Genomic DNA, 20,679 nt, shown 5'->3' on the forward strand with positions numbered 1-20,679 from the left:
TATATCGTAATGAAAAAATGTAATGGAGTAGAAAGGGTTTTTTATTCGTATGACAAGACAAGAGCGAATTTTACAATTGCCTTTTTTCGAAAATAAACGTGAACTTGCCGAGCAAGTATTAAAAATAGAACGAGAAGAGCATGTATATTTACCAGATCAATTTGAAATTAAGCAAGTGCCTCCGTATTCATTTGGCGAAAAACAAGCAATCATTGGCCGTATCCATGAGTTTTATTTCATAAGTGTTGGTAGCGATAGCGTTTGGAAGTATCAACTGTTTAAGGATGAGATGAAGTGTCGTGAGTTTTTTGTTATGTTGCCTGATATTACGGATCAGCAGATAGCGTTTTGGTTTAATAACATAGAGTTATTGAAAGGTTCTTAAAAGCACTTTTTAGGTTTTGAGAGAGGACCTGGCGATGTTTTGGAGCGGTTAGTGCCTAATAGAGTCCCGACCGATGTGTAAGACCAGAGATATGTAGCGTTACTAGAGTAGTATGGTAGTGTAAGAAGTGGTAATATAAAATAGTTTTAAGTTAATTTAAGGTAGTTGTAGTATACAATTAGACTGAATTTCTATAAAAGGAGAGGTGAGGAGGATGGCGCAAAATAAGTATCGCGTTACATTCATTTCGCCGAGTGAGGTTGAGCAGCGGACTGTAATGGCGGCGAATAGTTTGCCAGATTTAATTCGTAAAGTAGAGAGTATTATTGCAGATCCAAACGGTTATTTTGTGAATGATAAAAAAAATAATTGTTATTTTAAAGTGATTAAAGAAAATGTTACGTTTATTCAGTATGAGTTACTATTTTCGGATAAGGAAATTCATATTGAAAAATTAAAACATATAGCACCAGTAGTATTAAAACGATTATTCGAAAAAATAAATGACCCGGAATTATATGCACTCGCGCTACTGGATGTTGATATAGCAACGAAAGAATATGTGCTAGCAGAAATGAATTCTGAGCTGAGAATAAGAGTAGAGACCGAGCTTTCGAAAAAATGGGAAGCAATGCCGACGGAAGTTGTAGGAGCACAAGAAGTGTTATTAGAGGCACTTGCTTCGTTTATACAAGATTAATTGTTTTTTTTATAAAATGAATCGTTCGACTATCTATATTTTTTATATAGGTAGTTGACTTTTTCGCTTTTATAAAGCTTAATAATTAGATATACGGAATTAATGGAAGGGGAGCGACACCTTTATGTCACAAGCACAAAGTATTTTATTAGAAAGCGGAACAAATGAATTAGAGATTGTTACGTACACTGTTGGTGAAAACCTATTTAGTATTAATGTAATGAAAGTACGTGAAATCATTAATCCATTCCCTGTTACAACTGTGCCAGAATCTCATCATGCAGTTGAAGGTGTTGTTCAAGTACGTGGTGAAATTTTACCTGTTATTAACTTAGCAATGGCTCTTAATTTAAAGTCAACAAAGCCACTTGATCAAACGAAATTTATCATCTCAGAATTAAACCAAATGAAAGTTATTTTCCGCGTTGATGAAGTGCATCGTATTCAACGTATTTCATGGGAACAAATTGATGAACCAGCTTCATTATCTATGGGACTAGAAGAAACGACATCTGGTATTGTAAAACTAGATGGCAAAATCATCTTACTATTAGATTATGAAAAAATTGTATGTGAAATTAGCGGCACTGGTTATGACAATAAATCAATTGCAGGGTTAGAACAAAAAACAGATCGAGCTGAAAAAGTAATTTATATTGCAGAAGATTCAGCGATGCTTCGCCAAATATTAGAAGAAACATTATCATCAGCTGGATATACAAAAATGAACTTCTTCAGCAATGGTGCGGAAGCGTTAGCACAAATTGAAAAATTAGCGAAAGAGCAAGGCGAAAAAATGTTTGAACATATTCACCTGCTAATTACGGATATTGAAATGCCAAAAATGGATGGACATCATTTAACGAAAGTGGTTAAGGATAGTGAAGTAATGAATCGTTTACCAGTCATTATTTTCTCTTCATTAATTACAAATGAATTATTCCATAAAGGTGAAGCTGTAGGAGCAAATGCTCAAGTAAGTAAGCCAGATATTCAAGAGCTAATTGGTTTAGTTGATAAGTTAGTGCTTTAAAAGCTTCTATCTAGCCAGAATAGAAGCTCTAGCTAAGTGTTGAGCGGTCAGTGCTTAATAGAGCCCTATGCGATGTTGAGACCAGAGATATGGAGTGGTTATAGGTAAGTAGAAGAGCTGGTGTATAACATTTTTCTATTTAGTAGGAATAGGGGAAACTACTTATGTAAGTAAGTTTTTAGTGATTAATAGAGTCTCATGCGATGTGAGTTCAGAGGTATGAAGTTTAGGTAAGAAGAAGTGAGACTTTGATTGAGGATCTGAAGACTGGATTTATAACTCTATTCTGTTAGAGAGAGGAAGGAATTAGCCATATGTAGCATTGGCTAATTCCTTTTTGGTATTCTATACTCTAACCTGGCAGAAAAATGAAAGGTTTCTGAGATGTTTGGCGCTGTATGTATGAAAAAATCTTCAAATAAAGATTTTTGATTTGAAAATATAAGCTAACGTATTTTCGAGGGTTATTTTAGTAACATTTCGTGGTAACGCAAATTTTTTCGGTGAAAAAATATTCAAAATACCATATAATATAATTAAATGTAATTAATATGCAATTTTACATATTAATAAAAAAACATTTTCCAAATTTTTATACTTTCTATACATTTTTGTATGTTAATTATTTGACAGATAATTTCGAACTGTTATAATATGGATATGTAAAAATTGCTATTTTCTTAAAAGACATGGGAGTCAGATGAGAATTGTGAAAGGATGAGGGGGAGTGGCACAGATTATGTATCACCACACAGCAATTAATGTATTAGGTCTTTTACAAAACATGTCAAATAATAAAATGAACGATATGCAACTAGAGGTGGAATTAAAAAAAATAGAAAAAGAATTCCAAGTAAAGTATGAAGAATTAGTTGATTTACATAATAGAATGGTATTATTTCAAATAGATATAGAAAAAAATGGCGGGATGCGAGCATATGAAAAATCAGCAATTACATGGCTGAAGTCTGAACTAGAGCTACTGTATGAAGTGTATCAATTTTGTCAACGTCACGGTTTAAACATTTTAAATATTTCAAAATACGTAAGTAAAAATGAACTAAATCTTTTTCCAAAAACAGAAAGTCAATTGCAAAATACGTATTATAAATTGAAAAAACGTGAAATGCCGTTTGAAAATATTGAAAAACAAAAACCAGGACGAAAGCGAAAATATATACCAGTAAAAGAGACAATCGTTGCAAGAAAACAAGAAAACGAGTACGAATTAAAAGAAGAAATCCAGCATAAAGAGGATGAAAAAAATCTTGTAACAGTTATATCTGGTATCGTTGATAACTTTGAAACAATTAATCAATGTAGTGAAAGGAAAGAAGACGAACTACATCAGTTTATGGAAGGTATTTATAAGCTTTCTAGCATGGCGGCAGGGCGTTTTAGAGAAGCAAAGAATACACGTAGCTTAGAGGTGGAATTGCAGTCGTTACAACTAGAAAATGAAAGGCTAAAACGAGAGAAAGAAGAGCTTGTACAAGATATTAAAGGTATGACGCAGCTTTTAATTCATTTCATTACAAGTTCTGATATCGATCAAATTCGTAAATTACCAACTTTCGTACAAGATTGTAAAATGGAATTACATAAACTCGGGCTATATAATGCACAAGACGGAAAAATGAAAATAATGGTTGACCGTAGCGGACAAGTTATGACGGTAACACAGTAATAAAATTTGGGTACAAAATAAAAGGGAGATACATAGTTTATATGTATTTCCCTTTTATTTTGTATGGAATCGTTCCAAAGATGGAAGATAAATTTTTATGATTGTAGTAGTTTAGAGACCATTTGCGGAATTTGGTTTGCTTGTGAAACCATACTAAAAAAATCACTCATCTCCTGCGCCATGTCTGCATCTTCAATTCGAGATGCAGCATCTGTTAACGCCATACTTTGGCTATTTAAATTTTCAATATTAAACTGTAAACGATTTATCATTGTACCAAGGTCGGCACGATGAAGTGACACACTTTGCAAAGCCTCTTCAATTTTACGAATTGCCGCTCTTGCTTCTTGTTCTGTTGAAATCTTGATGTCATGTTGTGTAGGGGAAGGGGGAATATGTTTCGTCATATTTATTGTATGACCGATATCGTCTAATGTAACTGGGCGGTTTTGACCGTCAAATACGGATAAATCATTAAACTCAGTCGTCTCGCCAATATAGCCAATTTGTTCTGTTAAAGACTGAAACTCTTTATTAAGTGAATCACGGTTTTTATTTGAATTTGTACCGTTTGCGGATTGAACGGCTAAATCACGCATACGCTGTAAAATATTCGTCACAGTTTGAAGGGCAGCTTCGGCTGTGCGAAGCATCGATATCGCATCTTCATTATTACGAATCGCCACGCGCATACCACTTGCTCTCGCATGCATACGAGTCACAATTGCAATATTAGCGGGATTATCCGAAGAGTTGTTCAACTTCTTACCAGTCGCCAAATGCTCCATCGCCACATTCATATGCTTCTCATTCTCATACAACGACTGCCTAGCATTTATACTTAAAACATTCGTACCAATACGCATAATAGACACTCCTTATAGATTGATATAGTTAGTATCTTTTAATCTAATAAACAGTTATGGAAGGATAGAGGAGCTTACGCTTATTTACTGTTTGTGTTTTAACATAAGAGGGGATCAAGGTAAGCACTGAGCGCTTCTATGCATCGCAGATGCTCTCTTCCACATAAAAAAGAAAGTTTTATAAATAATCTATCTATATAGAAAAAATAAACCTCTCCGCAAGCAGAGAGGTTTATTCATGAAGCTAACTCAAATGGCTTATTGTAATAATTTAGAAACCATTTGTGGAGTTTGGTTTGCTTGAGAAAGCATGCTGATACCAGCTTCGTTCAAGATTTTGAACTTAGTCATTTCAGACATTTCTTTCGCCATGTCAGCGTCTTCGATTTGAGAAGCAGCTGAAGCCATGCTAGCAGATTGGCTCTTAAGGTTATTTACGTTAAAGTCAAGACGGTTTAATGTAGCACCTAGAGTTGCACGGTTGTCAGCGATTGTTTTAAGAGCATTGTCAATTTTGTCGATTGCTTTTAAAGTGTTTTGTGAAGTCACATCATTCAATGTTTCTGTAACTTTTGCAAATTCCGCTGTGTTATCAGCACTATCAGCAGTTTTAACAGCTGTCATAGCATTTTCAAATGCAGTCACTTTAGTTCCATCAAATAAACCTTTTACTTTGTCAAATTGAGCTTTAGCATCTGAAACCACTTTTTTTCTAGCTGTTTCATCTGTTGCTGCTCCAAAATCAGCTTCGAAGGTTTTCATTGCGTCTTTAAATTTTCCTAGGTCAGCAATTTTATCTTGAGGAATTGCTGCATCTTCAATCTTTAAATCATCAATTTTTAAGTCCTTAAGGTTAGCACCTTTTAGTTGGATACCAATTTGTTTAGCACCTTCACTTGAATCTAGAGTTTGAATGTTAATTACTTGATCAGTATTTAATAAATTTTTATCATTAAATTGTGTATTTTCAGCGATGTAAGTAATTTGTTCTTTTAATGCATCAAATTCTTTGTTTAGTGCACCTTGGTTTTCTTTTGTGTTCGTACCGTTCGCAGATTGGTTAGCGATGTCACGCATACGAAGTAAGATGTTAGATACAGAGTTTAAAGCTGAGTCAGCTGTACGGATTAATGACATACCGTCTTGTGTGTTGTTAGCTGCAACACCTAATCCGCTTTCACGTGCACGCATACGAGTTGCGATTGCAAGACCTGCTGCATCGTCAGAAGCGTTGTTGATACGTTTACCGCTTGATAAACGGTCCATAGCGTTGCTCATTTTAGCTTGGTTTTGGCGCATGTACTCTTGAGTACGCATGCTGTTAATGTTTGTATTAATTCTCATGTTAAGAAACCCCCATTTTTTTATATTGACTTTTCTGCAAATTGAAAAACGGTAATATGCGAAAAAATCAATTTCGAGATTTATTGTAATCCTTGCTACAACGGGTGTCAACTAAAAATTCGAATTAATAAATATAAAAAAATAACAGTTTAACAATATATTCATTTTTTTATTACATAATTATTAAAAGGATTATTGCAAACTTTAAAAAAAAACTCTAATATTAGATTATCTTTGTTTACCGAAAAGGTGATATTATGATAGTTGGAAATATAGTAAAAGAAGTGCTTGCATATAAAAAAGGACAAATTCAGCAAAAGCTAAGTAGTCCACAAGCATTTGTTAGTAGTCGTTTTCAAGAGAAGTTGCAGAGTGAACCTGCGAAGGAGACGAAAGAAACTACGCAGCCGGCAAAAGTAGAGGATATGAGTCAGCCGGTACAATCTACGAAAATAGAAGCGGTTGTTAATAAACCGGCAGAAACTATTAATAAAGTAGAGGAAGCGAGTAAACCTGAAGAAAAGGTTGAAACGAAGAAAGCAGATGAAGTGCAAGTTGCGCAAAAAGAGTTTGAACGACGTTTCCCAGAAACGAAAAATGAGGCTGTTGATACGTGGGGATTAACGAAGAAGTATAATATTCAAAAAATACGTTCTTCCAATGAAGGGAAGTATGAGGATATTATTGATCGTGTAAGTCGTACATACGGAATTCCAAAAACGTTAATTCAAAAAATGATTGAAGTAGAGTCTAATTTTAATCCGAAAACGGTGTCACATGCCGGTGCGATGGGACTTATGCAGCTTATGCCAGCGAATGTGAAGGAGATGGGTGTGAAGAATCCCTTTTCACCAGCTGAAAGTATTGAAGGTGGCGTGAAAGAGTTAAGCGGTTATTTAAAGAAAAATAATGGCGACTTAGTATTGGCGCTTGCTTCTTATAATGCTGGTCCTGGGAATGTGAGAAAGTACGGAGGCGTGCCGCCATTTAAAGAAACGCAAGGATATATTAAAAAAATATTAAATATCGACGTTTCAAAATAGGGAGTTTCATATATAGAGAGAACATGAAATTTTCGTGAACATGATATGGGAGTTGGCTAGATTTGAAATTACAAGATGATATTCCGTTAACAATTTATTTTGAAATCGGAAATACGAAAAAGAAAATTGAAGATCTGCTTCATATTACGAAAGGTACATTGTATCGTCTTGAAAATTCAACGAAAAATACGGTGCGTCTTATGCTTGAGAATGAAGAGATTGGAACCGGAAAGATTTTGACGAAGAATGGGAAGATGTACGTTGAAATCGTTGAATTGAAAAGGTAGGGAAGGGGATTGTCATGAGTGGCGAAAAATTAAGCCAAGAGCAAATTGATGCCCTGCTGAAGGCGGTAAATGAAGGCGAGGAAATGCCAGCTTTCGCACAAGAAGCAGGAAAGCAAGAGAAATTTCAAGAGTATGATTTTAATAGACCAGAGAAGTTCGGTGTTGAGCATTTACGTAGTTTGCAAGCGATTGCTTCTACGTTTGGAAAACAGACGTCACAGACGTTATCAGCGCGTATGCGTATTCCAATTGAACTAGAGCCTTCAACAGTTGAGCAAGTTCCATTTACGAGTGAGTATGTGGAGAAAATGCCGAAAGATTATTATTTATATTGTGTGATTGATCTCGGTTTACCAGAGCTTGGAGAAATTGTTATTGAGATTGATTTAGCATTCGTTATTTATATTCATGAATGTTGGCTTGGCGGAGATAGTAAGCGTAACTTTACGATGCGCAGACCGTTAACAGCATTTGAGTTTTTAACGCTTGATAATATATTTTTGCTTCTTTGTAAAAATTTAGAGCAATCATTTGAAAGTGTTGTTGCGATTGAACCAAAATTTGTAACGACGGAAACAGATCCGAATGCATTAAAGATTACGACAGCGAGCGATATAATTTCATTACTTAACGTAAATATGAAAACAGATTTCTGGAATACGACGGTGCGTATCGGGATTCCGTTCTTATCTGTTGAAGAAATTATGGATAAGTTAACGTCTGAAAATATTGTCGAACATTCTTCAGACAAACGTAGGAAGTATACGTCTGAAGTGGAAGTGAAAGTAAATCAAGTGTACAAACCTGTTCACGTTGCGATTGGTGAGCAGAAAATGACAATGAGTGAGATTGAACAAATTGAAGAAGGCGATATTATTCCGCTTCATACGAAAGTTTCGGATGAATTACTTGGTTATGTAGATGGAAAGCATAAATTTAATTGTTTTATTGGAAAAGATGGAACGCGTAAGGCGCTTCTATTTAAAAGTTTTGTAGAGTAGGAGGATCCATATGAAGCATGAAGTATCTCCTGTGTCATTAATGGGATTAGAAGATTTTGCAGGAAAGCGAAATGAAGCAGGCAAAGCACATATCGATACTGTTTCAGATATTTCGATTGAACTTGGTGTAAAGCTTGGAAAGTCATCTATTACGCTTGGTGATGTAAAGCAGTTAAAAGTTGGCGATGTTCTTGAAGTAGAGAAAAACTTAGGACATAAAGTAGATGTGTATTTAAGTAATATGAAAGTCGGCATCGGTGAAGCAATCGTAATGGACGAGAAATTCGGTATTATCATTTCTGAAATTGAAGCTGACAAGAAACAAGCGGCGCTTATGAAAGCGCAAAGTCAAATGCAAGATAAAGAGTAGAGGAGGAGTCATATGTCGTATATGACGACCTTATTTCAAGTCGTTTTACTGTTTGGTGCGCTCGGTTACGGTGCATATTATATGACGAAAAAGACGCGCAAACAGCAGTTTTTTAAGCAGGGTGAAAATGGCCATATTCAAGTAAAAGACGGCGTGTATTTAAATCATCAAACGAGTGCCTTTTTATTTGAAGTGGACGGAAAGCAAGTGTTCACTGTTATTAGTAATAACGGTGTGCAGTCTGTGCAATTAACCGGAACAGGAAATCAGTTTCAACAAGCACTAGAAGACGCGGTGAAGACTGAAACGAAAAAAGTAGAGGATCCATCATGAGAATAAAGAAACAGTTATCATTATTAGCCGTTATTTTCGTATTTTCTATCGTTTTTTCAATTATTTTTGTAAATCCAGCGTATGCGGCCCCGAACGGTTTTATTAATTTCGAAAATGGAAAAGAGTTTACGAGTAATTCAAGTGTACAACTATTTGCGCTCGTTACCCTTTTATCATTATCTTCTTCTATCGTTCTATTATTTACACATTTTACTTATTTTATGATCGTTCTTGGGATTACACGTCAAGGACTTGGGGTAATGAATTTACCACCAAACCAAGTGCTTGTTGGACTTGCATTATTTTTATCACTCTTTACGATGCAGCCTGTACTCGGGCAACTGAAGAGCGATGTGTGGGATCCGATGACGAAAGAGAAAATAACAGTAAGCCAAGCTGCGGAAACGACAGCTCCTATTATGAAAGAATATATGTCAAAGCATACGTATAAGCATGATTTGAAAATGATGCTGAAAGTACGCGGAGAAGAGTTGCCGAAAGATTTGAAAGATCTTTCCTTATTTACACTCGTACCATCCTTTACGTTAACGCAAATTCAAAAAGGTTTACTAACAGGGATGTTCATTTATTTAGCGTTTGTATTTATAGATTTGATTATTAGTACACTTTTAATGTACCTCGGGATGATGATGGTACCGCCGATGATTTTAAGTTTACCGTTTAAAATACTCGTTTTCGTATATTTAGGTGGATATACAAAAATCGTCGATATTATGTTTAAGACGGTCGCCTGAAGCGCTTGATGCTATGTGATAGGAGTCATATAAATGAATACGTCACCAATTATAGATATTTTCCAAACCTTTTTTTATAAAGGGGTTATGATTTTAATGCCGATTGCCGTTGTAAGTCTGATTGTCGTTATTATTATCGCGGTTATTATGGCAATGATGCAAATTCAAGAGCAAACGCTGACGTTTTTACCGAAAATGGCGAGTATTGTGCTCGTTATTATCATTTTAGGTCCGTGGATGTTCCAAGAGTTAACGATGCTTATTTTAGATTTATTTGATAAAATCCCATCGCTATTGCGTTCGTACTAAGATAGGTGAACTGAAATGAATATGGAATTATGGGCGGCGACGTTTTTTGCGTTTTGTCGCATTACTTCATTTTTATATTTTTTACCGTTTTTCTCAGGCCGATCCATTCCAGCAATGGCGAAGGTTACAGTTGGACTTGCTCTTTCAATTACAGTGGCCGATCAAGTGGATGTCTCTCACATCAAGACAGTTTGGGACGTTGCAGCTTATGCAGCAACGCAAATTGTAATTGGTTTATCACTTTCAAAAATTGTAGAGATGCTGTGGAACATTCCGAAAATGGCAGGGCATATTTTAGACTTTGATATCGGTTTATCACAAGCAAGTTTGTTTGATGTAAATGCGGGCTCACAGTCTACTTTACTATCAACCATTTTTGATATATTTTTTCTTATTATTTTTATTTCACTTGGCGGCATTAACTATTTCGTTGCCACGATTTTAAAGTCGTTTCAATATACAGAGGCGATTTCAAAATTGTTGACGACTAGTTTTTTAGATAGTCTACTCGCAACGTTATTATTTGCGATAACATCAGCGGTTGAAATTGCTCTGCCGCTTATGGGAAGTTTATTCATCATTAACTTTGTTCTAATTTTAATTGCAAAAAATGCTCCGCAATTAAACGTTTTTATGAATGCATACGTAATTAAAATTACGTGCGGTATTTTGTTTATTGCGATGAGTGTACCGATGCTCGGTTATGTGTTTAAAAATATGACGGATGTATTACTTGAAGAGTATACGAAACTATTTAACTTTTTCTTAACGAAGTAGGGGGACGCGCATGGCAAAGGATAATAAAACAGAAAAGGCCACCCCGCAGAAGCGTAAAAAATCGCGTGAAGAAGGGAATATTGCCCGGAGTAAAGATTTAAATAATTTATTTTCCATTCTCGTATTAGCAGTTGTCGTTTACTTTTTCGGAGATTGGCTAGGTTATGAGATTGCAAATTCCGTAGCGGTGCTGTTTGATCAAATTGGAAAAAATACAGATTCAACCGAGTATTTTTATTTAATGGGGATTTTATTACTGAAAGTATCGGCTCCGATATTAATACTCGTATATGCTTTTCATTTATTCAATTATATGATTCAAGTCGGCTTCCTATTTTCTTCTAAAGTCATTAAACCGAAAGCGTCACGTATTAATCCGAAAAACTATTTTACGAGATTGTTTAGTCGTAAAAGTTTAGTAGATATTTTGAAATCACTGTTCTATATGGGATTAATCGGTTACGTTTCGTACGTTCTTTTTAAAAAGAATTTAGAGAAAATCGTCAGTATGATTGGTTTTAACTGGACTGCGTCACTTACTGAAATTATTAGGCAAATTAAATTTATCTTCTTAGCAATTTTAATTATTTTAATCGTTCTTTCTATTATCGATTTCATTTATCAAAAATGGGAGTATGAACAAGATATTAAGATGAAAAAAGAAGAAGTGAAACAAGAGCATAAAGATAATGAAGGGGACCCGCAAGTAAAGGGGAAACGAAAAAACTTTATGCATGCGATCTTGCAAGGGACAATCGCGAAGAAGATGGATGGTGCAACGTTTATTGTAAACAACCCGACGCATATTTCAGTGGTGCTTCGGTACAATAAACAAGTTGATGCGGCGCCTATTGTCGTTGCAAAAGGGGAAGATGAGCTCGCATTATATATACGAACGCTTGCCCGTGAACATGAAATACCAATGGTGGAAAACCGTCCGCTTGCTCGTTCTTTATATTATCAAGTCGAGGAAGATGAGACAATTCCTGAAGATTTATACGTAGCTGTAATTGAAGTTATGCGCTATTTAATTCAAACGAATGAACTTGAAGTATAATAGCGCGTTTGGAGGGGATCTCTTTGTTTAAGATGGATTCTGCAAGAACCTATTTTTCTATCTTTTTAGCAGCGTCATTCGTTGTGGCGCTCTTAATTCCACTTCCACCATTTATACTTGATATCGTTATCGTTTTTCTACTAAGTATGTCAGTGCTTATTTATATGCGAGCGACAAGTATTAACGAGTGGGATGAGTTAAAGTCATTTCCGACGATGTTGTTATTAATCGGGATTTTCCGCGTATCGATTAACGTTTCGACGACGCGAGCGATTTTAACAGACGGAAATGCGGGTCATGTTATTGAAGAGTTTGGCCAGTTCGTAATTGGCGGGAACTTATTAATTGGTATCGTTATTTTTATAGTTTTAATCATATTCCAGTTTATCGTTGCAAACGGTGCATCTCGTACAGCTGAAGTAGCAGCTCGTTTTACACTTGATTCTTTACCAGGGAAACAAATGTCTATCGATGCTGATTTAAACCAGCGTATTATTTCAGAAAAAGATGCACAGGCAAAACGTAAAAAATTAAATATGGAAACAGAGTTTTACGGAGCGATGGATGGTGCCGGGAAGTTCATTAAAGGGGACGTTATTTTCGGGATTGTCATTTTATTCGTAAACATTATTTTCGGTTTAATTGTCGGCATGATGCAGCAAAGAATGAGCTTTGCAGATGCAGCTCTTCATTATACACAGTTAACTGTCGGTGACGGAATCGTAAACCAAATCGGTTCATTAATGCTTGCAATTTCAACAGGTATTATCGTAACGCGTGTATTTGACGGCTCACCGGATACAGTAACAGAAGGTATCTTTAAAGAGCTATTAGCGCATGAAGTCGTTGTATATGCACTAGGTGGTTTATTTATCGCAATGGGTATTTTTACTCCGCTACCGTTTTTACCATTCGCACTCGTTGGTGGAACGATTATCTTCTTAGGCATTCGTAATAAAAATCGAATAAAGAAAGAAAAAGAAGACGAGCTTCAAAAAGAATTAGAAATGATTCAAGGCGAAGATGAGCAACTGCAACAAGTGGAAGATTCATTCGGAGTATTTACGGATAAATATCCGATTATTGTAGAACTCGGTTTAGATTTAGCAGCACTTGTAAAGCAGAAGATTAACGGGGAAACAGCTCGTGATAAAGTTGTTCTTATGAGGAAGTCGATTATTACCGACCTTGGTATTAACGTTCCTGGCATTAACTTTAAAGATAATACGAGTTTTAGACCACGCGGACGTTACATTATTCGAATTAAAGGTGCTAAGGCGGCTGAAGGTGTTTTAAAATCAGGTTATTTATTAGCACTGAAAACACCGAACGTAATGGCTGATTTAGATGCAGAGCCAGCGAAAGATCCAATTTTCGGTGAAGATGGATATTGGATTTTAGAGCATATGGTACAAGATGCACAAATGAAAGGCTATCAAGTGTTAGAGCCACTTAGCATATTAATTACACATTTAGATGTTGTCGTTAGACGTAATCTTCATGAATTAATTCAGCGTCAACATGTAAAAGACTTAATTAACTCGCTTGAAAATGATAATGGCGTTCTATTAGAAGAGATTAAGAAGAAAGAAATTGATTTATCACTCGTTCAAAATGTTATTAAACAACTTCTAAAAGAAGGTATTTCTATTCGTGATTTACCAACAATTATTGAAGGTATTATTGACGGCAAAGAAATTTATCAAAACCACGTGGATGGTGTAACATCATTTGTTCGTGAATGTATTTCAAAAGTTATTTGTGAAAATGCGAAAAATCCGGACGGAAAAATATATGCAGCGCTTTTCTCTGATTCAATTGAGTTAGATGCGGATGTTGTGAATAATTCATATCAAGGTTACTTATTAAACTGGGATTTAGATTTAGAAACACGTGTCGTTGAGCAAGTGCAGCGCGTCTTTAAACAAGCCCGTTTAATGGGAAGAGAACCAGTGTTATTAACACGTAGAAAAGATTTTAGATTTGCGATTGTAAGACTGCTAGAACGTTATCAAGTGGAAGCACAAGTACTTTGTATTAGCGAATTAGCACCAGAAATTGTTGTGGATCAAATTGCCTATATTGAATAGTAGGGGGTGAAGTAATGGAAAGTACAGAAAAGAAAGAAGCGTTAATGCGAATAAAAGCAGCTTCGAAAAATGAATTGTATCGAAAGTTATTTGACCAATATGGTACAGATTATTATTATGTTGTCGATGAAAGTGTAAAACGAAATATACCGTTTTTCTGGAAAAAGGATTATGAAATGTTAGTTGCTTTTCCAGAAGAAAAACAAGAAGAAGTGAATGAAGGTACAGCTCAATTTCATGAACAGTTAATGGATGTTGTGAATGATCCTTCAGAACAAATTGTGAAGGCGAATGGAATTCAATCAGTACTGCACAATTTAGAAAACGTAACGACTTCTATGTCATACGCGGCGATGCAAACAGGAAATAGTGAAGAATGGGCAAGAAAAAAAGAGAAACTATTAAAGCTGTTCGAAAAAGGAATTGTCGTTGTGAAACCGACGAAAGAAGCGGAAGTAACGAAAAAGAAAAAAGTTGTGAAACAAGTCGTTCCGGTAAAGAAAGAAGAAGTAGCTCCAAAGAAAGAAAATCAAGAATCTGTACCGTTTATTATTCAAAAAGTAATTCGGATGCTAGAACAAAACGATGTGGAACAATATTTCATTTATGCATATGCTGAAAAGTTAAAAATAAAGTTTGAAAATGCAACGATGATTACGGAAGAAGAAGTTATTAGGTACATATTGGAAGATATGAAATCTCATTTCAATACGGAAAACGTCTTTGAAAAAGAAGTACAAACAATTGCATTAATCGGTCCAACTGGTGTTGGTAAAACGACGACACTTGCGAAAATGGCATGGCAATTTCACGGTAAGAAAAAAACAGTTGGTTTTATAACGACAGATCATTCGCGCATAGGGACAGTGCAGCAATTGCAAGATAACGTAAAGACAATTGGATCTGAAGTAATTGCTGTGCGTGATGAGGCTGCAATGACAAGAGCGCTTACGTATTTTAAAGAAGAAGCGCGCGTCGATTATATTTTAATTGATACAGCCGGAAAAAATTATCGTACGTCAGAAACAGTGGAAGAAATGATTGAAACGATGGGACAAGTAGAACCAGATTATATTTGTTTAACGTTATCAGCTTCGATGAAAAGTAAAGATATGATTGAAATCATTACAAATTTTAAAGATATTCATATAGATGGTATTGTGTTTACAAAATTTGATGAAACAGCAAGTAGTGGTGAATTGTTGAAAATTCCAGCAGTATCATCAGCTCCTATTGTATTAATGACAGACGGACAAGATATAAAGAAAAATATACATATCGCTACAGCTGAACATTTAGCGAAACAAATGTTACAAACATCGTAGAAAAGAGGTGAAGAATAAGGCGCTTGCCTTATTCAAACGAATATGAACGGTCTTTATATAGGTTCTATGGGTATGATGAACTACATGCAGCGTATTAATGTTCATTCGAATAACGTTGCAAATGCTCAGACGACAGGATTTAAAGCAGAAAATATGACGTCTAAAGTATTTGATGTACAAGACACATATCGCCGAGGAGATGGGGCGGTAACAAATATCGGTTCGGTCGATTACGCTGTAGTACCAGCTGCAACACATGTGAATTTAATACAAGGAAATATACAAATGACAAATAGCGCTACAGATTTCTTTTTAGATGACGGCGCGGCCGGCACAACATCATTTTTCGTTACTTCTAAAAATGATGAAACGTTTTTAACGAGAGATGGTAGTTTCACATTAAATAGTGATCGTTATTTACAAACATCTTCAGGTGCTTTCGTAATGGGAGAGAATAATGAGCGTATTCGTATTCCGGAAGGAGCAAAGGTTGCTGTACAAGCAGACGGTACATTATATGATGAAGTAACACAAAATAATATTGCTCATTTACAAACAAAAACCGTAGATGCCGAAACGAATGCTCGTCTCGTGCAACGTGAGAACAAAAGCTTTACACTAGCAGAAGGAAACATTGCTAATTTACCGAACGGAGCAGGAATAGTAAAAAATCATATGCTAGAAAATTCAAATGTTGATATGACGAAAGAGATGGCCGATCTTATGACGGATCAAAAAATGATTCAAGCATCACAGCGCGTTATGACGTCATTTGATAAAATTTATGAAAAAGAAGCGAATGAAATATTGAGATAAAAGACTTCCAAAAGTGGGAGTCTTTTTTGTTATTGCTTTTATTACAGTTACATCATAAAATGATAATGATTATCAATATCATTTTATCTATTTTCATAAGAATAGAATTTCATAATGACAGCAACATTTGTTTAACTAAGTGAATTAAAAACAAGGGGATGGTGTATATATGTCTACAAAGAATCAACTTTGCATTGGATTATGTTTAAATTCTAGAAAGAAAGAACAAGAGAATGAGTTTAATTCCGGAATTGATGAACAAGTAGAGTTGGCACTACAGGCAGAAAAGGCTAAGTTAGATTTTGTTTTTAAAGCCGATTATTTAGTGGCGCACCCAGATTTAATTGCTCGTAATAAAGGGAATGTCATTTTAGACCCGACGTTACTGTTTACTGCTATTGCTTATGCGACAGAAAAAATTGGAGTCGTTACAACTGCTTCAACTTCGTTTTATCCACCATATATATTAGCAAGGCAATTACAATCGTTACACTGGATTAGTAACGGCCGAGTAGGGTGGAATATTGTTACATCCATTGACGGTGCTGAAAACTTTGGTGAGGAAGAGATGCCATCATCTGAGGAACGATACGCGAAAGCGGCAGAATGTACAGAGTTAGTAAAAAAACTTTGGAGGAGTCACCCTAATGAAGTATTGAAAGTAGATAATCCTGATGTTATTAGAGAGATGGTAAAGCCTATTGAGCATAATGGTGAGTACTTTAAGGTAAAAGGTCCACTTAATATTCCGCAGCATATATCAGGAGAAATGCCATTGTTTCAAGCTGGTGCTTCAGAGTCTGGTCGGAATTTTGCTGCTTCTGTTGCTGATGCAATTTTTGCCGCAACGCCAGATGTAGAGTCAGGAATTGAACTTCGTCAAGATTTAAGAAGAAGAGCAGAACAGCATGGCCGAAAGCAAGATGCTATACGCGTATTACCTGGATTATATTTCTTTATAGGTGATACATATGAAGAGGCGCTAGAAATGCATAGGCAAGCTCATCAACATCTCACAAAAGAGAAGAGATATGCGTTACTTGAAATGGTTCTCGGATTAGATGCGAGGGGGATTCCGCTAGAAAGTAAAATTACCGAAGAGATGCTGCCAAGTCGGGATCAAACTGTACGTAGTAAAACACATGCAGAATTATTACGGCATTTCATTATTAAAAATGAACCAACAGTTGAACAAATACTAGAGCGACCAGAAGTTGTTGGATCGGCTCATTGGGTTGCGGTTGGTACACCAAAAGACGTTGCGAAGCAAATTATGGATAGGTTTGAGGCCGGAGCGTTAGATGGATTTATTGCTATTCCAGGAGGACCTCCCAAGTCACTAAATCTATTCTTTAGTGAAGTCATTCCTTTATTTGTGAAGGCAGGGGTATTTAGGGAAGAGTATACAGGTTCTACTTTACGGGAGCATTTGGAGGGAAACATATTAAATACTTTACAGTTAAAATAAATAATAGCATGTAGAAAAAAGCCTTATTATAAAAGGCTTTTTTTGTTTAAAATTAAAAATTCTGAAATATAAGTTGACTGTATGAATATTATTTTTTATATTAGTAGGTATAACTATAACTACTAAAGAGGTGAGAGTATGAAAACGGCATTATATTTAGAAGATGCATACAAAACAAGTTGCGAGACAGAAGTGATAAGAGTGGAAGGGAATAAAGTATTTGTAAAAGAAACAGTTTTTTATCCAACTGGTGGAGGACAGGAATGTGATACGGGTGTCATTGTACAAGATGGGTCTGTATTTGAAGTTAAAAAAGTAAAGAAGGAGCAGGGAGAAATAGTTCACTATATAAAAGATGAAGCTCAAGTAAAATTAGGTCCAGTTAAATTAGAGATTAATTGGGAAAGACGTCATAATTTAATGCGTCATCACTCTTTACTGCATCTTATCGGAGCTGTAGTTTATGAAAAGTATGGAGCTCTATGCACCGGAAATCAAATTTATCCTGATAAAGCACGTATCGATTTTAATGAGTTACAAGAGTTATCGAGCGTGGAAGTAGAAGAAATTGTTGAGGAAGTGAATAAACTTATTAAGCAAAATAAAGAAATTTCCACTCGTTATATGAGCCGCGAAGAAGCAGAAAATGCTGTAGGAATGATTAAAACAGCAATAAATCTCCTGCCAACTACTATCCAAGAAATCCGCATTGTTACAATTGAAAACTTAGACGAACAAGCTTGTGGAGGCACACATGTGAAAAACACAAGTGAAATAGGAACACTTGTTATTGATAAAGTAAAAAGTAAAGGGAAGCAAAATCGCCGTTTTGAAGTAAGAGCGATTTAGATTGTGAGGGGTTACCGATGGATGAAATTATAAAGGAATTACAAAAGTTAGGATTTTCCCAATATGAATGTAAAGCGTATATTGGATTGTTAAAACATTCCCCAGTAACTGGCTATGAAGTGAGTAAACAAACAGGAGTACCTCGTTCTATGATTTACGAGGTACTCGGTAAGTTAATGGATAAAGGAGCGGTGCATATTGTACCTTCTGAACCAGTTAAATATGTATCAGTACCAGCTACCGAATTAATGAATCGAATGCGAAAAGACTTTGAAAAGTCCTTTGAATTTTTAGATGAGAAATTAAATTGTTTAGAACAAGAAAGACAGATTGATGTAATTTCACATATTCGCTCAAATGATCGTGTTTTAAAAGAAATATGCAATATAATTAATAGGGCAAAGGAAGAATTATGGATTTCTGTATGGGAAGACCAAGTGCATGAAATTGAGCCATACATTCATCAAAAGGAAGAGGAAGGCGTACATATATTTTCAATCTTATTTGGAGCTCCAGAAACAAAAATAGGAGCGACGTTTCACCATAATTATATGACGCCTCACGTTGTTGAAAAGAGAATGGGTGGTCATTTAACTGTTATTGCGCGTGATGGAGAGGAAGTATTAATTGCGAACTTCTCAAATGATAGCACTTCATGGGCCGTTACAACGTATGACCCAGCGCTAGTTCTCGTTGCTACAGAGTATGTGCGGCACGATATTATGGTTGAAGAAATCACGAAGGAATTTGGGGCTGATAAGTTAGATACGTTATGGCGTGAAAATATAGATTTAGTTCATGTCGTAACAGGAAAACGAACTTTAGAAGGAATGGAGGATGATAGAGATGAGTAAAGCTCAGGCACATGTAGCTTTGCAGAGCGATGATACATTTCAGCAAGGAGTAAAAGATTGTTTACCAACTGTATTTGGTTACTTGAGCATCGGTATAGCAGCTGGTGTAATTGCAAAAACAGCAGGTTTTTCTATCATTGAAATTGCATTTATGTCCACTTTAATTTATGCAGGTTCTGCCCAATTTATATTAGCTGGTATGTATGCAGCCGGTGCTCCTGCTTCCGCAATTATTTTTACTGTATTTTTTGTTAACTTGCGCCATCTTCTTATGAGTGCTGCACTCGCGCCGTACTTTACGAAAATTCCTCTATTTAAAAACTTAATCATCGGTTCGCAAATTACAGATGAAACTTTCGGCGTTGCAGTGCAACACGCGGCGCAAAAAGGATATTTAGGTGAAAGATGGATGATCGGGCTTAACGTAACAGCGTATTTAAATTGGATTCTTGCTACTATTATTGGTGGGCTGTTTGGTGAGTGGATACCAGATCCACATACATACGGGATGGATTATGCATTACCAGCGATGTTTATTGGATTATTTGTTCTTCAGCTCATAAGTAGTAAACCAAAACTAGCAATTCATTTAAGTGTTGCAATTGTAGCGATTATCATCGCATACGTTTCACACCTATTTATGCCAGATAGTATAGCGGTTATTATCGCAACCTTACTAGCTGCGACGATTGGAGTGGTGATTGAAAAATGGAAATGAGATTAGATATATTATTACTTTTACTAGCAGCAGGAGCTGTTACACTCGTGCCACGTATTTTACCTCTACTCGTATTTAGCAAACTACAAATTCCTGACTGGGGTTTAAAATGGTTAAATTACATACCAATTGCGATATTAGCAGCGCTTTTAGCACAAGTTTTATTTATGCATGAGACGATGCAGTGGGATTACCTTATCGCAGCAATTCCAACATTTCTTGTTGCAATATATACTCGTAGTTTATTAGGTACAGTATTAACGGGAGTGGTTGTGATTATTTTGTTACGTTTCTTTTTCTAAAAAGGATTACGCTCATATAATAGCGAAAGGTATAATAATATAAATTGTATAGGGGTGGTGTTATGATACTTTTAACGATAGGAGCAATATTATTAACGTTATTTATTTTCTTTATTATCGGCTTTATTACATTTATGATGTTTGTTGATAGGGCGACACCTCAAATATATTATACACCTTGTGAATCAGTGACAGTGAAAGCTAAAGGTAAACATAGAAGGAAGAAAAGTTGAAAGTTGGCTTTTCTTCCTTCTTCTATTACATCCCCGAAAGAATTAACAAAAATAACCCAAATAAAAAACTAATAAAG

Annotated in this window: 24 protein-coding genes; 22 read left to right on the forward strand and 2 right to left on the reverse strand. The window is 35.6% G+C overall.

Annotation, left to right across the window (positions count from 1 at the left end):
- Positions 1-49: 49 nt before the first annotated feature.
- From MHI26_RS08515 to MHI26_RS08530, 4 genes are all read left to right on the forward strand, one after another.
- Positions 50-385, forward strand: a complete 336-nt coding sequence (locus MHI26_RS08515) for a DUF3964 family protein (protein ID WP_000198165.1) — start codon at positions 50-52, stop codon at positions 383-385.
- A gap of 214 nt (positions 386-599) precedes the next feature.
- Positions 600-1,085: a hypothetical protein gene (locus MHI26_RS08520; protein ID WP_000068302.1), complete on the forward strand. Its 486-nt coding sequence runs from the start codon at positions 600-602 to the stop codon at positions 1,083-1,085.
- A gap of 124 nt (positions 1,086-1,209) precedes the next feature.
- Positions 1,210-2,118, forward strand: a complete 909-nt coding sequence (locus MHI26_RS08525) for a chemotaxis protein (RefSeq protein ID WP_000075943.1) — start codon at positions 1,210-1,212, stop codon at positions 2,116-2,118.
- Between the two features lie 739 nt (positions 2,119-2,857).
- Complete coding sequence (locus MHI26_RS08530; RefSeq protein ID WP_061666844.1) at positions 2,858-3,805, forward strand: DNA-binding domain-containing protein; 948 nt, start codon at positions 2,858-2,860, stop codon at positions 3,803-3,805.
- A gap of 95 nt (positions 3,806-3,900) precedes the next feature.
- Here the strand turns inward: MHI26_RS08530 and MHI26_RS08535 are convergent, their stop codons facing one another.
- Positions 3,901-4,671 carry a flagellin N-terminal helical domain-containing protein gene (locus tag MHI26_RS08535; protein ID WP_061666843.1) on the reverse strand — a complete coding sequence of 257 codons (771 nt, stop codon included), beginning with the start codon at positions 4,669-4,671 and terminating at the stop codon, positions 3,901-3,903.
- 258 nt (positions 4,672-4,929) lie between these two features.
- Positions 4,930-6,015 (reverse strand): flagellin N-terminal helical domain-containing protein, encoded by a 1,086-nt coding sequence (locus MHI26_RS08540; protein ID WP_001222350.1) that lies wholly within the window; start codon positions 6,013-6,015, stop codon positions 4,930-4,932.
- A 257-nt stretch (positions 6,016-6,272) separates the two neighbouring features.
- On the opposite strand from MHI26_RS08540, the gene MHI26_RS08545 reads away from it, so the two are divergent.
- From MHI26_RS08545 to MHI26_RS08630, 18 genes are all read left to right on the forward strand, one after another.
- Entirely contained in the window at positions 6,273-7,058 is a 786-nt protein-coding gene (locus MHI26_RS08545; protein WP_061666842.1) for a lytic transglycosylase domain-containing protein, read from the forward strand.
- A gap of 62 nt (positions 7,059-7,120) precedes the next feature.
- On the forward strand, positions 7,121-7,345 hold the full coding sequence (locus tag MHI26_RS08550; protein ID WP_000775712.1) for a flagellar motor switch protein FliN: 225 nt from the start codon (positions 7,121-7,123) through the stop codon (positions 7,343-7,345).
- Positions 7,346-7,359: 14 nt separating this feature from the next.
- A complete protein-coding gene (gene fliM / locus MHI26_RS08555) occupies positions 7,360-8,346 on the forward strand; it encodes a flagellar motor switch protein FliM (protein ID WP_000012361.1) in 987 nt (328 codons plus the stop codon).
- Between the two features lie 10 nt (positions 8,347-8,356).
- A complete protein-coding gene (gene fliN / locus MHI26_RS08560; protein ID WP_000680010.1) occupies positions 8,357-8,716 on the forward strand; it encodes a flagellar motor switch protein FliN in 360 nt (119 codons plus the stop codon).
- Positions 8,717-8,728: 12 nt separating this feature from the next.
- Positions 8,729-9,049 (forward strand): hypothetical protein, encoded by a 321-nt coding sequence (locus tag MHI26_RS08565; protein ID WP_000121178.1) that lies wholly within the window; start codon positions 8,729-8,731, stop codon positions 9,047-9,049.
- Positions 9,046-9,804 carry a flagellar type III secretion system pore protein FliP gene (locus tag MHI26_RS08570; protein WP_001220582.1) on the forward strand — a complete coding sequence of 253 codons (759 nt, stop codon included), beginning with the start codon at positions 9,046-9,048 and terminating at the stop codon, positions 9,802-9,804. Before MHI26_RS08565 ends, MHI26_RS08570 begins: the two co-directional genes overlap by 4 nt.
- A gap of 33 nt (positions 9,805-9,837) precedes the next feature.
- Positions 9,838-10,113 carry a flagellar biosynthetic protein FliQ gene (locus MHI26_RS08575; protein ID WP_001098080.1) on the forward strand — a complete coding sequence of 92 codons (276 nt, stop codon included), beginning with the start codon at positions 9,838-9,840 and terminating at the stop codon, positions 10,111-10,113.
- Between the two features lie 15 nt (positions 10,114-10,128).
- Entirely contained in the window at positions 10,129-10,890 is a 762-nt protein-coding gene (locus MHI26_RS08580) for a flagellar biosynthetic protein FliR (RefSeq protein ID WP_001055717.1), read from the forward strand.
- A 10-nt stretch (positions 10,891-10,900) separates the two neighbouring features.
- Positions 10,901-11,947: a flagellar type III secretion system protein FlhB gene (gene flhB, locus MHI26_RS08585; protein ID WP_001040119.1), complete on the forward strand. Its 1,047-nt coding sequence runs from the start codon at positions 10,901-10,903 to the stop codon at positions 11,945-11,947.
- A gap of 23 nt (positions 11,948-11,970) precedes the next feature.
- Positions 11,971-14,037 carry a flagellar biosynthesis protein FlhA gene (gene flhA / locus MHI26_RS08590; RefSeq protein WP_061666841.1) on the forward strand — a complete coding sequence of 689 codons (2,067 nt, stop codon included), beginning with the start codon at positions 11,971-11,973 and terminating at the stop codon, positions 14,035-14,037.
- A 14-nt stretch (positions 14,038-14,051) separates the two neighbouring features.
- A complete protein-coding gene (gene flhF, locus MHI26_RS08595; protein ID WP_000446176.1) occupies positions 14,052-15,362 on the forward strand; it encodes a flagellar biosynthesis protein FlhF in 1,311 nt (436 codons plus the stop codon).
- 42 nt (positions 15,363-15,404) lie between these two features.
- Positions 15,405-16,178, forward strand: coding sequence for a flagellar basal-body rod protein FlgG (locus tag MHI26_RS08600; protein WP_097888634.1), 774 nt, complete (start codon positions 15,405-15,407; stop codon positions 16,176-16,178).
- A gap of 169 nt (positions 16,179-16,347) precedes the next feature.
- Entirely contained in the window at positions 16,348-17,646 is a 1,299-nt protein-coding gene (locus MHI26_RS08605) for an NtaA/DmoA family FMN-dependent monooxygenase (RefSeq protein WP_061666840.1), read from the forward strand.
- A gap of 138 nt (positions 17,647-17,784) precedes the next feature.
- A complete protein-coding gene (locus MHI26_RS08610) occupies positions 17,785-18,495 on the forward strand; it encodes an alanyl-tRNA editing protein (protein ID WP_061666839.1) in 711 nt (236 codons plus the stop codon).
- A gap of 17 nt (positions 18,496-18,512) precedes the next feature.
- Entirely contained in the window at positions 18,513-19,349 is an 837-nt protein-coding gene (locus tag MHI26_RS08615; protein WP_000343387.1) for a TrmB family transcriptional regulator, read from the forward strand.
- The gene (locus tag MHI26_RS08620) at positions 19,342-20,067 is read left to right on the forward strand and encodes an AzlC family ABC transporter permease (RefSeq protein WP_000030479.1); all 726 of its coding nucleotides are present in this window, start codon (positions 19,342-19,344) and stop codon (positions 20,065-20,067) included. Before MHI26_RS08615 ends, MHI26_RS08620 begins: the two co-directional genes overlap by 8 nt.
- Positions 20,058-20,369: an AzlD domain-containing protein gene (locus MHI26_RS08625; RefSeq protein WP_000425931.1), complete on the forward strand. Its 312-nt coding sequence runs from the start codon at positions 20,058-20,060 to the stop codon at positions 20,367-20,369. Before MHI26_RS08620 ends, MHI26_RS08625 begins: the two co-directional genes overlap by 10 nt.
- 62 nt (positions 20,370-20,431) lie before the next feature.
- The gene (locus MHI26_RS08630) at positions 20,432-20,602 is read left to right on the forward strand and encodes a DUF3951 domain-containing protein (protein WP_000602239.1); all 171 of its coding nucleotides are present in this window, start codon (positions 20,432-20,434) and stop codon (positions 20,600-20,602) included.
- The last annotated feature ends 77 nt before the right edge of the window (positions 20,603-20,679 follow it).

Source organism: Bacillus sp. FSL K6-1218 (assembly GCF_038006445.1).
In the GTDB taxonomy this organism is placed as follows: domain Bacteria; phylum Bacillota; class Bacilli; order Bacillales; family Bacillaceae_G; genus Bacillus_A; species Bacillus_A thuringiensis_S.

What these genes read in the sequence shown, in the direction of transcription:
- MHI26_RS08620 (WP_000030479.1), top strand. Translation starts at nt 19,342, where the DNA reads ATGAGTAAAGCTCAGGCACATGTAGCTTTGCAGAGCGATGATACATTT.
- MHI26_RS08610 (WP_061666839.1), top strand. Translation starts at nt 17,785, where the DNA reads ATGAAAACGGCATTATATTTAGAAGATGCATACAAAACAAGTTGCGAG.
- MHI26_RS08605 (WP_061666840.1), top strand. Translation starts at nt 16,348, where the DNA reads ATGTCTACAAAGAATCAACTTTGCATTGGATTATGTTTAAATTCTAGA.
- MHI26_RS08525 (WP_000075943.1), top strand. Translation starts at nt 1,210, where the DNA reads ATGTCACAAGCACAAAGTATTTTATTAGAAAGCGGAACAAATGAATTA.
- MHI26_RS08530 (WP_061666844.1), top strand. Translation starts at nt 2,858, where the DNA reads ATGTATCACCACACAGCAATTAATGTATTAGGTCTTTTACAAAACATG.
- MHI26_RS08565 (WP_000121178.1), top strand. Translation starts at nt 8,729, where the DNA reads ATGTCGTATATGACGACCTTATTTCAAGTCGTTTTACTGTTTGGTGCG.
- MHI26_RS08540 (WP_001222350.1), bottom strand. Translation starts at nt 6,015, where the DNA reads ATGAGAATTAATACAAACATTAACAGCATGCGTACTCAAGAGTACATG.
- MHI26_RS08535 (WP_061666843.1), bottom strand. Translation starts at nt 4,671, where the DNA reads ATGCGTATTGGTACGAATGTTTTAAGTATAAATGCTAGGCAGTCGTTG.
- MHI26_RS08580 (WP_001055717.1), top strand. Translation starts at nt 10,129, where the DNA reads ATGAATATGGAATTATGGGCGGCGACGTTTTTTGCGTTTTGTCGCATT.
- flhF (WP_000446176.1), top strand. Translation starts at nt 14,052, where the DNA reads ATGGAAAGTACAGAAAAGAAAGAAGCGTTAATGCGAATAAAAGCAGCT.
- MHI26_RS08600 (WP_097888634.1), top strand. Translation starts at nt 15,405, where the DNA reads ATGAACGGTCTTTATATAGGTTCTATGGGTATGATGAACTACATGCAG.
- MHI26_RS08545 (WP_061666842.1), top strand. Translation starts at nt 6,273, where the DNA reads ATGATAGTTGGAAATATAGTAAAAGAAGTGCTTGCATATAAAAAAGGA.
- MHI26_RS08625 (WP_000425931.1), top strand. Translation starts at nt 20,058, where the DNA reads ATGGAAATGAGATTAGATATATTATTACTTTTACTAGCAGCAGGAGCT.
- fliN (WP_000680010.1), top strand. Translation starts at nt 8,357, where the DNA reads ATGAAGCATGAAGTATCTCCTGTGTCATTAATGGGATTAGAAGATTTT.
- MHI26_RS08515 (WP_000198165.1), top strand. Translation starts at nt 50, where the DNA reads ATGACAAGACAAGAGCGAATTTTACAATTGCCTTTTTTCGAAAATAAA.
- fliM (WP_000012361.1), top strand. Translation starts at nt 7,360, where the DNA reads ATGAGTGGCGAAAAATTAAGCCAAGAGCAAATTGATGCCCTGCTGAAG.
- MHI26_RS08630 (WP_000602239.1), top strand. Translation starts at nt 20,432, where the DNA reads ATGATACTTTTAACGATAGGAGCAATATTATTAACGTTATTTATTTTC.
- MHI26_RS08520 (WP_000068302.1), top strand. Translation starts at nt 600, where the DNA reads ATGGCGCAAAATAAGTATCGCGTTACATTCATTTCGCCGAGTGAGGTT.
- MHI26_RS08615 (WP_000343387.1), top strand. Translation starts at nt 18,513, where the DNA reads ATGGATGAAATTATAAAGGAATTACAAAAGTTAGGATTTTCCCAATAT.
- MHI26_RS08570 (WP_001220582.1), top strand. Translation starts at nt 9,046, where the DNA reads ATGAGAATAAAGAAACAGTTATCATTATTAGCCGTTATTTTCGTATTT.
- MHI26_RS08575 (WP_001098080.1), top strand. Translation starts at nt 9,838, where the DNA reads ATGAATACGTCACCAATTATAGATATTTTCCAAACCTTTTTTTATAAA.
- flhB (WP_001040119.1), top strand. Translation starts at nt 10,901, where the DNA reads ATGGCAAAGGATAATAAAACAGAAAAGGCCACCCCGCAGAAGCGTAAA.